Genomic DNA, 13125 nt, shown 5'->3' on the forward strand with positions numbered 1-13125 from the left:
ACACCAAATCAAATGCATCAACAAAATAAAGTCAAAAGAAAACAATATAAAAGCAAAAAAGGCAGTGATATAAAATCACTACCTTTAGATTATTAATTCTGTAACGCTATTTCAGGACGTCACAATTTAATTTTTATTGTTTGATAAACTTTTTACTGATCGATTGGTTTTGCGTATATAATTTTAATAAATACATCCCTTTAGATAACTTGGAAACGTTTATAGAACTGTTTACGTTTTTTATTGTTTCTGATTGTACCAATTTACCTAGGACATTATAAATATTTATAGTTGCTTTTTCGTTGATATTAAAAAATAACTTGTTTCCTGTAACCGGGTTTGGATACATTTTGAAACCGTTTAAAGCCTCTGAATTTGTACTTAGAGTTACAGTGTGACTTCCAACGCCGTTAAATGTGTTTTCAGGAAAAGCAGTCCATTCAGCTGTTTTATCAAAGGTAGTGTTAGGTGCAGTAATATCTTCGTTTCTTCTTAATGTTACGTTAATGGCAAATTTTTCGCTATTTCCAAAAACGCCAATTATATCAATTAATACATCATCTTTAAATAAAGCAACTGCGTCATCACCATTAAAGTTTACTGGTTGACCATAGTTTGTGTCAAGGTTATTTGGTTGTACTAAATCTACTTGTCCATTTGGATTAGATGCAGAATATGGTTGTAATTCTGGAGCAGAGTTATCTCCGTTACCAACAACAAAAACATCACCAGGAACAATACTTTTTACAGATCCTTTATCTAAAGCTAAAGGTGTGGTCCAAACACCAGATCCATTTCTTTCTAATTTTAAAACATATCCATCAAGATCTACTTTACTACCTGTTAGGTTAACAATTTCAATTGCTTTGTTAGTGCCTCCATTTCCTTCTACATATTCAGAAATAAATAATTCTGTTGCAGTACCACCAGAAGAACCATCTGTAGTTGTTGCGCTAGCTGCTGCAGATTTTGCAGACATATTATTGTCTTTGTCTTTAGCTAATACAGTTATACGATAAGTAGTAGATGTTGATAAATTTATGATTGTATAATTTGTTTCTGTTGTATTTGCGTGAAAAGAATCATCTAAATAAACGTCATAACTTACAACGGCATTATTATCTGTTGATGCAGACCAGTTTACCATGAAAGAGCTATCTGTAATATTTGTAATTGTAACATTATTAGGTACAGTTGGAGCTGTTGTGTCCGATAATGTTTGTCTTGTAACTATGTCACTTGCTTCAGATCTATTAATTTGATCTTTGGCAACAACTTTAAAGCTATAAGATGTGCCTGCTTCTAAATCTGTTATAGAAGTATTTGTTGTTGTAGTTTGTTTTGTTAAAACATCATTAACATAAACATTATAACCTATAACACCAACATCATCTGTAGAAGCTGTCCAGTTTAAATCGATTGATGTTAAAGTTATATTGCTTAAAGTTACATTTGTAGGCTTAGTAGGTGCTTATGTATCACTACTAGTGTAAATACCCCAAGTATCTTGTGCTGCATCTCCGCCCCAAATTCTAGTTGCTAAATATGGGTTATCTATAAAAGGGTTTCTATTTCCTTGCGCATAAGTATTCGAAGTATTTTCATGAAATGTATTACGAGCTTTTTCAAAGTCTGAAACGGGGTCTTCTACATTCCATTTTAAGAATAAATCAATCATGTCATCTGGCGTAAATTGATTACTCCCAACACCTACAGCAGTAGGCAAACATTGGTCTCCGTAACGAAGGTACATGTACATAATAATTCTAGCAACATCACCTTTCCATTCATCTCCAGGATACCAACCTCTTGTATTTGGGCCTTCGGGACCATTGTAAGTTACGCTAGAACGAGAAGAATTACCAGTACCTAAAGCAAATTTAAAATTATTTCTTTCTGAATTTCTGTTTTTATCTGCAGGTCTTAAGTTGTGTGCATCTTTACCAGAACCTGGATTGTTTGTTACCAAACTTGGGCTTGCCAAAGATTTAGAAAAAACATGTTCTCTGTTCCAAACAAAGTTATCACCATTTCCTCTATCTTGTAAAGAATTATCTCTAGTTCTGTCGTTTGTAATATCTTGGTCAGTACCATTTTCCCAACCATAAATTAAAACAACTTTAGATGCATCTACATCTTTGTCTGTAACCTTAGAAGCTTCCCAAACACCAGGAGTGTAACTTAATAAGTTTGTGTGTGTACTAATAATTTTTGTTGCTAAAGCATCTTTTAAATCTGTACCAGATAATTGTAAATTAACATCACTATAATAAGCTTCTTGACAGAAAGAGATTAAAGAGGTTAAAGTAAGAATACTAAAAAGTAATTTTTTCATCATATTTATTTATTAAAAATTAAAAAATAGATATTTCTTTTTCTGCAATTAAACCTTAATACTATCAATATATTAAGGTTGTTTTTTTTCTAAAAGCGCCATGTAAAATCCGTCAAAACCAGATTTATGAGCTAACACTTTTTTATCTGATACAAAGGTAAACTCTTTTCCTGCTTCTGATGTTAAGAAAGTATTAACTTGATTTTGATTTTCTGATGGAAGAATTGAACAAGTTGCATACACCATTTTACCACCTGGTTTTACCATTTTAGAGTAACTCTGTAAAATTTCTTGTTGTACTTTTTTAATATTATCTATAAATTCTGGTTTTAATTTCCATTTAGAATCTGGGTTTCTTCTAATAACACCCAAACCAGAACAAGGCGCATCTATTAAAACTCTATCTGCTTTACCATATAGTTTTTTAATAGGTTTTGTAGAATCTATTACACGCATATCTATATTATGTGCTTTGTTTCTTCTGGCTCTTACTTTTAATTTTTTTAATTTACTTTCGTAAATATCCATAGCAATTATTTGCCCTTTATTTTGCATTAAAGCAGATAAATGCAAGGTTTTACCACCAGCACCAGCACAAGTATCTACTACTTTCATACCTGGTTGTACATCTAAATAAGCAGCTACTAATTGAGAGGAGGCATCTTGAACTTCAAAAAAACCATTGTGAAAAGCTTCTGTTTTAAATACATTGGCTCTTTCTGGTAATACCAAAGCATCTGGATGATTAGGTACAAATTCTGTAATTACATTTTCTGCTCTTAATTTTTTCTGAAGAACTTCTTTGGTAATATTTAATGTATTAGTTCGTAAAATTACTTTGGCTTGCTCATTTAAAGCTTCAATTTCTTTGGTCCAAATAGCTTCTCCTAATTCAGATATACATAATTCGTCCATCCAATCTGGTACAGATTCTCTATATTTTCTAATTTTAGATAATTCAGCAAAACGCCCTTTAATCCTTCTTTCTGGCACATCACCAATTTGATTCCAATCTGGTAATGCAATTCCTCTTAGAATACACCATACAGAAAACAATCTCCAAATATTATCTCTATCATAAGGTATTTTTACTTCTGCAATTTCTGCGTATAACCTATTCCAACGTACCATTTCGTAAATGGTTTCTGCCACAAACTTACGATCTCTTGCACCCCAACGTTTATCTCTTTTTAAAGCTTTTTCTACGGCTTTATCTGCGTAAACACCTTCGTTAAATATATCTCTAATACTGTCTATAACAGCAAATGTTAAATTTCTGTGTAATCTCATTTTATTTAAATCTAATGGGGTGCAAAGATACGTCAAATAAAAGGTATTTTGTATTTTCGTTTTTACAAACTTTTAAAAGTTGAATTTAGACCAACCTATTACATATATTAAAGGTATAAGTGTACAAAAAGCGGCATTGCTTTTTGCAGAATTGGGTATAAAAACTTGTAACGATCTATTACATTTTTTTCCTTTTAGATATATAGATAAAACCCAGTTTTATGCCATAAAAGACTTACAGCCAAGTACCGCTGAAGTACAAATTGTAGGTAAAATTACACGTGTAAAATCGGTAGCTCAAAAAAGAGGAAGTAGATTAGTAGCTACTTTTCAAGATGCTACTGGTTCTATGGAACTAGTCTGGTTTAAAGGCCAAAAATGGATTAAAGATTCTTTAAAAATTAATCAACCTTATGTGGTTTATGGTAAATTAAACCATTATAATGGCAGTTTTAGTATTCCACATCCAGAAATGGAGTTAGTAACAGAGTACAAAAAGAAACTACAAACTAAAATGCAACCTGTTTATCCATCAACAGAAAAATTAACCAATTCTGGTTTTTCTAATAAAATGATGCGAACCTATCAACAAAATTTATTACAGCAGTTTTATGACGGCATACAAGAAAGTTTATCTCAAGAAATTATAAGTGATTTTAAGTTGATGTTAAAAAGAGATGCATTGTTAAATATACATTTTCCTAAAAGTCAAGAAAACTTAGCCAAAGCTCAAAACAGATTAAAGTTTGAAGAATTATTTTTTATTCAATTACAATTATTGCGTAAAAAACTCATCAATAAAACTAAAAACAAAGGTTTTATTTTTGAAAATGTTGGTGCTGTTTTTAATCAATTTTATAGTAAAAAGTTACCTTTTGATTTAACAAATGCCCAAAAAAGAGTTTTAAAAGAAATTAGAAAAGATGTAGCATCTGGTGCACATATGAACCGACTTTTACAAGGAGATGTTGGCTCAGGAAAAACAATTGTAGCTTTATTAACCATGCTTTTAGCAATAGATAATGGTTTTCAAGCCACCATTATGGCGCCTACAGAAATTTTAGCAAATCAGCATTTTATTGCTGTTTCAGAATTGTTAGAAGGCATGAATATTAAGGTTGCTATTTTAACAGGGTCTGTTAAAACAAAAAAACGAAAAGAAATTCACGCTAGTTTAGAAGATGGTAGTTTACATATTTTAGTGGGTACACATGCCTTATTAGAAGATAAAGTACAATTTAAAAATCTTGGTATTGCTATTATTGACGAACAGCACAGGTTTGGTGTAAAACAAAGAGCAAAATTGTGGATGAAAGGAGGGATAATTGATGGTATTTCTCTTCCACCACATATATTAGTGATGACAGCAACACCAATACCAAGAACATTGGCAATGTCTGTATATGGTGATTTAGATATTTCTGTAATTGACGAATTACCTCCAGGAAGAAAAGAAGTAAAAACGGTGCATCGTTTTGATAGCAATAGATTGTCGGTTTTTAAATTTATGAAAGATGAAATTAAAAAAGGTAGACAAGTCTACGTGGTTTATCCATTAATTCAAGAATCTGAAGCGATGGATTATAAAGATTTAATGGATGGTTATGAAAGTATTTCTAGAGAATTTCCATCGCCAAATTATCAAATTAGTATTGTACATGGTAAAATGAAACCTGCAGATAAAGATTTTGAAATGCAGCGATTTGTGAATGGAGAAACTCAAATTATGGTGGCCACAACTGTTATTGAAGTTGGTGTAAATGTACCCAATGCAAGTGTAATGATTATAGAAAGTGCAGAACGTTTTGGCTTGTCTCAATTACATCAATTACGAGGTAGAGTAGGTAGAGGTGCAGACCAAAGTTATTGTATTTTATTATCTAGCTATAAATTATCTGAAGAAGGTAAAACGCGTTTAAAAACTATGGTAGAAACTACAGATGGATTTAAAATTGCAGAGGTAGATTTAAAGTTACGTGGACCTGGAAATTTAATGGGTACACAACAAAGTGGCGTTTTAAATTTAAAAATTGCTGATGTTGTAAAAGATTCTAAAATTTTAGTTGCTGCCAGAAATACAGCTATGGCTGTATTACAAGAAGATGATACCTTATCTAAACCAGAAAACGCACCTATTAAAAAAGCCTATGTAAAAATGAGTAAACACTCTAAAATTTGGAGTGAAATTAGCTAGTGTATTTACGAATACGACCTCGTTTTAATGACTTATACTCGTACTTAACTAATTTATATTTATTAAAGTTTTTAAACAAAAAAACTACAATTCTAACAAGCGTTTTGCTGCATTAAAAGGGGTTGTTTTGCTTTTTTCTAATTTATCTATTTCTTTTTCTAAAGCTTTTTTAATTAACGGATTGTTATAAAAATTAGCTTTTAATTGTTGTTCTATAGTAGCCAATAACCAATATTTATTTTGTGCATTTCTTTTATCAATAAAATAATTATTTTCTTTTGTTAAGGTTAGGTATTCAGAAATCATGTTGTCAATTTCTTGAATTCCTGTATTGTGCAATGCACTTGCAATAAGTACTTTTGGTTGCAAGTTACTTTTTTTTGGTGGATATAAATGCAATGCTCGATTAAATTCTACTTTAGCAATTTTTGCATTTTTTTCGTTTTCACCATCAGCTTTATTAATTACAATAGCATCTGCCATTTCTATAATACCACGCTTTATGCCTTGTAATTCGTCTCCAGCTCCAGCCAGTTTTAGTAATAAAAAGAAGTCTACCATAGAATGTACTACAGTTTCAGATTGCCCAACACCCACAGTTTCTATAATAATAGTATCAAAACCAGCAGCTTCACATAAAATGATACTTTCTCTTGTTTTTTGTGCAACACCACCTAAAGATGTTCCAGAAGGAGAGGGTCTAATAAAAGCATTTTTATCGGTAACCAATTGTTCCATTCTGGTTTTATCGCCTAAAATAGACCCTTTATTTACAGCGCTACTTGGGTCTACAGCTAAAACCGCTACTTTTTTTCCTTTGGATGTTAAATGTTTACCAAAAGATTCAATAAACGTGCTTTTACCAACACCAGGTACACCTGTAATTCCTATTCTTACTGATTTATTTGCATGTGGCAAACAACGCTCTAATATTTCGTTTGCTTTTTGTTGATGTTTCACATTTGTACTTTCCACCAAAGTAATTGCACGACTTAAATACGTAATATTACCCTTTAAGATTTCTGAAGTAAAAAAATCTACAGAGTTTTGTTTAGCTCTGTTAAGTTTTATTTTTTCTGCACTGGTTTTACTGGTTGTTTCTGGTTGAGAAACACCTTCATTTTCATGTAATGCAGAAGAATTTTTGTTCATTTATAAAAGTAAATATGTAAATTTAGAAATAAATTATTACAATTTTGCAACACTCCAAAAAATCTATCGTCTTTAGAGTAAGATTATTTTAATGAAACCAACCAAATATTTACATCAATCTTTAGTAGATCTGTATTAAAAACAAATAATAAAATCTCTTTAAAAGCAGATTATAGTACTATTGTAATTAAGTAATTTTCTAGTAAATATTTATCTTATTTCTATTTCAAACTATTTACCAAACTTCTCTCAATTTCCATTTCTCTATTCTTAATAAAGTGCCTATCTTTATCCACTGTAAATAGTCACTTTTTTTAATGGAACTCTACAAAGAAAATCAATTGAAAATATACAATTCTCTTAACAAGTCTAAAGAGGATTTTAAACCCATAACAGAAGGTTACGTTGGCATGTATGTTTGCGGTCCAACAGTATATAGCAATGCACATTTAGGCAACGTAAGAACATTTATGTTTTTCGATGTTGTGTACAGGTATCTTTTACATTTAGGATATAAGGTGCGTTACGTTCGTAATATTACAGATGCTGGTCATTTAGAAAATGATGCAGATGAAGGCGAAGATAGAATTGCAAAAAAAGCACGTTTAGAAGAAATAGAACCGATGGAAGTTGTACAACGTTACACTGTAGATTTTCATAATGTGCTAAAAAATTACAACTTTTTGCCACCAAGCATAGAGCCTACAGCAACTGGCCATATTGTAGAACAAATAGAAATGATTAAAGAAATCATAGAAAAAGGTTTTGCATATGAGGTAAATGGATCTGTCTATTTTGATGTATTAGCCTACAATAAATCTAATCACTATGGAATTTTATCTGGCAGAAAAGTAGAAGACTTAATTCACAATACACGTGCTTTAGATGGACAATCAGACAAGAAAAACCCACAAGATTTTGCACTTTGGAAAAAAGCCGAAGAACGCCATATAATGCGTTGGCCTTCACCATGGTCAGATGGTTTTCCGGGTTGGCATTTAGAGTGTTCTGTGATGAGTACCAAATATTTAGGTGAAAGTTTCGATATTCATGGTGGTGGTATGGATTTAAAATTTCCACATCACGAATGTGAAATTGCACAATCGCAAACTTGCTCAGGTGTAAAACCCGTAAATTATTGGATGCATACTAATATGTTATTGTTAAATAGTCAAAAAATGGCTAAATCCACTGGGAATTTTATTTTACCAAACGAAATTTTATCAGGTAAAAATAATATTTTGCCCAAAGCCTTTTCAGCTTCTGTAGTACGTTTTTTTAACATGCAAGCCAACTATAGAAGTATTTTAGACTTTTCTGGAGAAGCGTTAGAAGCATCAGAAAAAGGACATGCTAAGTTAATGGAAGCCATTACATTTTTGGATAAAATAGAAGCTGATAAAGCCTCTACTTTCGATGTGAAAAAATGGAAAAAAGCCTGTTATGACGCTATGAATGATGATTTTAATACACCCATTTTAATATCGCATTTATTTGAAGCTGTAAAGGTAATCAACCAAATTAAAGAGCATAAAGCAGGTTTAACAAATGCTGATTTAGAAGAGTTTAAAACCACTATCAATGCTTTTGTTTTTGATATTTTAGGGTTGATGAATGAGGCAACACAAGACAGTTCAGAAAAAATAAATGGAGTAGTAGAGTTGTTAATTAAATTACGAAAAGAAGCAAGAGAAAATAAGGATTGGGCTTTATCTGACCAAATTAGAGACGAGTTAATTAAATTAGGTATTCAGTTAAAAGATGGTAAAGAAGGCACTACTTTTTCAGTAAATTAATTAAAATACTATTAGGATGTCAGTACAAATGATTTCTATTATTCATCAAAATTGTATCGATAACTTTTAAATATGATTAAATTATATTTTTGAAAAAAATACTTTCATATCCATTCATATTATTAGTTCGTTTTTACCAGACAGCTATATCACCGTTTACACCAGCAACCTGTAGATACAGTCCCACATGTTCACATTACACCATAGAAGCATTGCAAAAATACGGTTTATTTTCTGGTGGTTGGTTAGCTTTAAAACGAATTTTTAGTTGTCATCCTTGGGGAGGCAGTGGTTACGACCCTGTTCCTGAAAAAATAAAAAAAGAGTAGAAAAAAATAAAATTGTCAGTTTTAGTGATTATTGAAATTAAAAAATCACAAGATATAACAATAATAAAAATAGTAAATATGAGTTTTATAGCAATCAATTGGGATCCATCCATAGGAATAGATTTAGGTTTTTTTACCATACGTTGGTACAGTTTAATGTTTGTAACTGCTTTTTTATTAGGTTTAAGACTCATGAAAAAAATCTATATAGAAGACAAAATTCCTACAGAAAAAATGGACCCATTATTTATGTATGTTTTTGTTTCTATGCTAATAGGTATGCGTTTAGGAGATGTATTTTTTTATAGTTGGAATTATTATCAGCATAATTTGTTAGAAATATTTTTACCCTTTAAAAAATCTGCAGAAGGTTGGAGATTTACTGGCTTTACAGGTTTTGCAAGCCATGGCGCAGCTATTGGAATTCCAATTGCTATGTATTTTTATGCTAAGAAACATTTACAACAACCTTGGTTATTTATTTTAGATAGATTGGCAATTATGGTAGCTTTGGCTGGGTTTTTCATCCGTTTTGGAAACTTTTTCAATTCAGAAATTTACGGGAAAGAAACAGGTTCTAATTTTGGGGTAATTTTTAAAGCAGCTGGAGAAACTGTACCCAGACATCCAACACAATTATACGAAGCATTTAGTTATTTAGCTTTATTTTTTGTAATGTGGTATTTGTATTGGAAAACCAACAAAAAAGAACTAACTGGTTATTTATTTGGTTTGTTTATGGTTGTTTTATGGTCATTACGTTTCGTAATCGAATTTTTAAAAGAGCCGCAGGTACAAAAAAGAGGAGAAGAGTGGTTTTTTAGTCCGTTAAATACTGGGCAAGTTTTAAGTATTCCACTTGTATTAATAGGTGTTTGGTTAATGTTACGTAAAACTAAAAATAAAGAAGCTTAATTATATGGAAAAATTAAAACAGAGGTGGAATATTGAAAGTAATTGGAGTTTAGCAGCTATTTTTATCGTTTTTTCAATAAACGGCTCTTTTGCGGCTTGGGTAGCAAAACCCTTAACAAATTTTATCGGTTTAAATCCAGACACAGTATCTGGTTTTATCTACTGGCCTTTAAGGATTTTATTAATTTTTCCAATTTATCAATTAACCTTACCCATTGTAGGTTGGTTGTTTGGGCAATTTAAATTTTTCTGGGCGTTTGAAAAAAAGTTTTTAAGCAGATTAGGTTTTGGTTTTTTATTTAAAAAAGAAGATTAATTTTTTGGGCGTTTTAACGGGCTTTCAGCACTCGCTTTTTTTCTAAATAAGAAAAAAGAGCTCAAACAAATGATTCAATCCCTAACGCAATCAATCAACTTCAATAAAATTTTCATTTTTACGTTTGTTAATTATGTAGCAATAAATTCAATGGTATCGAAAGCATTACTAATCGCTTTTTTATTTAGTTTCCATAACACATATCATGTTCAAATTTCTTATCAAAAATTGCTACACTAAAATAGAAATATATAAATTAGCTTAAAATAGAGAAAACAGTTTGAAATTTGACACTTTTAAAAGCAATTTAAATAGTTTAAAAACAGAAAAGTTAGGGGGTTTAGAAGCGCAGTTTAAATTAGCACCAGGATTAAGAAAACGCTACGATGCCAATAAAATTAGACTAAGTAATCCTAAAAAAGCCGCTGTTTTAGCTCTCTTTTATCCTAACAAAAATAACCAAACTACTTTTTTATTAATAGAAAGAGCTACCTATAAAGGTACACACTCTGCACAAATTAGTTTTCCAGGAGGTAAAATAGATAAAACAGATGTAAATTTACAATCAACAGCCTTAAGAGAAGCTTATGAAGAAGTAGGGGTAATAGCATCAGAAATACAAATTGTTAGAGAGTTAACTTCTGTTTTTATACCGCCAAGTAATTTTTTGGCTACACCTTTTATAGGATTTGTAAATCAAAAACCCATTTTTAAAAAAAATTACGAAGTAGAGCAAACAATAGAGGTTTTGTTAAAAGATTTATTAAATGATAATTCAATAACAACAAAACTATTAACAACATCCTATATGGGTAAAGTTAATACACCTTGCTTTAAATTAAATAATTACATAGTTTGGGGTGCTACTGCTATGATGTTATCAGAAATTAAACAACTCTTTAATTCTTCATTTTAACATTTTGTTTTGTAAATTTGTTGTTAACTAAGTATTATCTAACAAAGATGCCATTATTAAAAAAAAATCCATTTGGTCATTATTTATTTTTAAAAAAATGTATTATTAGAATTTTTGGATTAATTTCTCACGGACGTTATCGTAAATTTAATAACTTACAAATAGAGGGTTCTGAAATTTTAAGAAATTTACCAGAAAAAAATGTATTATTTATTTCTAATCATCAAACCTATTTTGCAGATGTAGCAGCTATGTTTCATGTATTTAATGCATCTTTAAAAGGTAGAGATGATACGATTAAAAATATAGGTTATATCTGGAATCCGAAATTAAACATTTATTTTGTGGCTGCTGGAGAAACAATGCGTGCTGGTTTATTACCAAAACTGTTTGCTTACGCAGGTTCTGTTTCTATTGATAGAACTTGGAGAAGCGCAGGTAAAAACGTTAACAGACAGGTTAAAAATTCTGATATTTCTAACATTCAAAAAGCCATAAAAGATGGTTGGGTAATTACTTTTCCACAAGGTACAACTACGCCATTTAAACCAATTAGAAGAGGAACAGCACATATTATAAAAACGTGTAAACCAGTTGTTGTACCTATTGTGATAGATGGTTTTAGACGTTCTTTTGATAAAAAAGGATTGGTAATAAAAAAAAGAAACGTATTACAATCTATGGTTATTAAAGAACCTTTAGAAATTGATTACGAGAATGAAGAAATTGCAGATATAGTTACAAAAATAGAATATGCTATCGAGCAGCATCCTTCTTTTTTAAAAGTATTATCTCCAAAAGAAGCAGAAGAATACTTAAATCAAGAAGAAGAATTGAATAAAAAGAGAGAATTTTGGAGTTCTTAAAATTGTTTCATTTATTCTTTTAAAACGGCATTAATATTATTTAGTTCATCATCAGAAAAAGAGGTGTTTTCTGTAGCTTTTAAACTGTCTATAATTTGGTCTGTTTTACTGGCACCAATTAAGACTGAAGTAATTCTATCATCTTTTAAAATCCAAGAAATAGCCATTTGTGCTAAATTCTGATTTCTATTTTTAGCAATTTCGTTTAGCGCTTTAATTTTTGGTAGATGTTCTAAAACTTGGCCTGTATTTAAAAAAGGACTTTCTTTTACTGCTCTAGAATCTTGTGGCAATCCATTAATGTACTTATTAGTAAGCATGCCTTGTGCCAAAGGAGAAAAACAAATTGCTCCAACTCCAGAATTGTCTAATAAATCCAACAAACCATCTTCAATCCATCGATCAAATAGATTATATCTAGGTTGATGAATGATACAAGGAGTTCCTAATTCTTTTAAAATTTTAAAAGCCTTAGCAGCTCTTTCTGGTTGATAATTAGAAATCCCAACATATAAAGCTTTCCCTTGTCTTACAATCAAATCTAAAGCTCCCATTGTTTCCTCTAAAGGCGTATCATAATCGGGTCTGTGGTGGTAAAAAATATCTACATAATCTAGTCCCATTCTTTGTAAACTCTGGTCTAAACTTGCCACTAAAAACTTCTTCGAGCCTAAATCTCCATAAGGTCCAGGCCACATACCATAGCCTGCTTTCGAAGAAATAATCAATTCATCTCTGTAAGGTTTAAAATCCTTTTTTAAAATTTTACCAAAGTTTTTTTCGGCAGAACCAGGAGGTGGTCCATAATTATTGGCCAAGTCAAAATGTGTAATTCCGTTATCAAAGGCACATTTTAAAAGGTTTCTAGCGTTTTTAAAATCATCATTATCACCAAAGTTATGCCATAAGCCAAGAGAAAGTTCCGGTAACAATAAACCACTATTACCTGTTCTTCTATATTTTATTTTTTCATAGCGATTTTCATCAGCTATATAGTTCTTTTTTTTACTCATAAT

12 protein-coding genes and 1 pseudogene are annotated in these 13125 nt (G+C 30.7%); 7 read left to right on the forward strand and 6 right to left on the reverse strand.

Annotation, left to right across the window (positions count from 1 at the left end):
* Positions 1-133 precede the first annotated feature (133 nt).
* From AC2D6T_RS10475 to AC2D6T_RS10490, 4 genes and pseudogenes are all read right to left on the reverse strand, one after another.
* Positions 134-979, reverse strand: a complete 846-nt coding sequence (locus tag AC2D6T_RS10475) for a T9SS type A sorting domain-containing protein (RefSeq protein ID WP_484681499.1) — start codon at positions 977-979, stop codon at positions 134-136.
* Between the two features lie 15 nt (positions 980-994).
* Positions 995-1450, reverse strand: a pseudogene (locus AC2D6T_RS10480) (fibronectin type III domain-containing protein); the annotation flags it as partial.
* Between the two features lie 21 nt (positions 1451-1471).
* Entirely contained in the window at positions 1472-2338 is an 867-nt protein-coding gene (locus tag AC2D6T_RS10485) for an endonuclease I family protein (protein ID WP_484681457.1), read from the reverse strand.
* A 69-nt stretch (positions 2339-2407) separates the two neighbouring features.
* Entirely contained in the window at positions 2408-3625 is a 1218-nt protein-coding gene (locus tag AC2D6T_RS10490) for an RsmB/NOP family class I SAM-dependent RNA methyltransferase (RefSeq protein ID WP_484681458.1), read from the reverse strand.
* Positions 3626-3704: 79 nt separating this feature from the next.
* Here AC2D6T_RS10490 and recG point away from each other — a divergent pair, with 79 nt between their 5' ends.
* Positions 3705-5819 (forward strand): ATP-dependent DNA helicase RecG, encoded by a 2115-nt coding sequence (recG, locus tag AC2D6T_RS10495; RefSeq protein ID WP_484681459.1) that lies wholly within the window; start codon positions 3705-3707, stop codon positions 5817-5819.
* Between the two features lie 84 nt (positions 5820-5903).
* On the opposite strand, the gene meaB is transcribed toward recG, so the two are convergent.
* Positions 5904-6971 carry a methylmalonyl Co-A mutase-associated GTPase MeaB gene (gene meaB / locus AC2D6T_RS10500; RefSeq protein WP_484681460.1) on the reverse strand — a complete coding sequence of 356 codons (1068 nt, stop codon included), beginning with the start codon at positions 6969-6971 and terminating at the stop codon, positions 5904-5906.
* A 317-nt stretch (positions 6972-7288) separates the two neighbouring features.
* On the opposite strand from meaB, the gene cysS reads away from it, so the two are divergent.
* The 6 genes from cysS (at position 7289) to AC2D6T_RS10530 (ending at position 12109) form a co-directional block, all read left to right on the forward strand.
* Entirely contained in the window at positions 7289-8767 is a 1479-nt protein-coding gene (gene cysS, locus AC2D6T_RS10505; protein WP_484681461.1) for a cysteine--tRNA ligase, read from the forward strand.
* An 89-nt stretch (positions 8768-8856) separates the two neighbouring features.
* The gene (yidD, locus tag AC2D6T_RS10510; protein WP_484681462.1) at positions 8857-9096 is read left to right on the forward strand and encodes a membrane protein insertion efficiency factor YidD; all 240 of its coding nucleotides are present in this window, start codon (positions 8857-8859) and stop codon (positions 9094-9096) included.
* Between the two features lie 78 nt (positions 9097-9174).
* Complete coding sequence (gene lgt, locus AC2D6T_RS10515) at positions 9175-10011, forward strand: prolipoprotein diacylglyceryl transferase (protein ID WP_438988448.1); 837 nt, start codon at positions 9175-9177, stop codon at positions 10009-10011.
* 4 nt (positions 10012-10015) lie between these two features.
* Entirely contained in the window at positions 10016-10327 is a 312-nt protein-coding gene (locus tag AC2D6T_RS10520; protein WP_438988447.1) for a DUF6787 family protein, read from the forward strand.
* A gap of 280 nt (positions 10328-10607) precedes the next feature.
* Positions 10608-11243 (forward strand): NUDIX hydrolase, encoded by a 636-nt coding sequence (locus AC2D6T_RS10525; RefSeq protein WP_484681463.1) that lies wholly within the window; start codon positions 10608-10610, stop codon positions 11241-11243.
* Positions 11244-11290: 47 nt separating this feature from the next.
* Positions 11291-12109, forward strand: coding sequence for a lysophospholipid acyltransferase family protein (locus AC2D6T_RS10530; protein ID WP_438988445.1), 819 nt, complete (start codon positions 11291-11293; stop codon positions 12107-12109).
* Positions 12110-12120: 11 nt separating this feature from the next.
* On the opposite strand, the gene mgrA is transcribed toward AC2D6T_RS10530, so the two are convergent.
* Positions 12121-13122: an L-glyceraldehyde 3-phosphate reductase gene (gene mgrA, locus AC2D6T_RS10535; protein WP_484681464.1), complete on the reverse strand. Its 1002-nt coding sequence runs from the start codon at positions 13120-13122 to the stop codon at positions 12121-12123.
* Positions 13123-13125: the final 3 nt, after the last annotated feature.

It is taken from the genome of Polaribacter sp. YIW18, assembly GCF_057219325.1.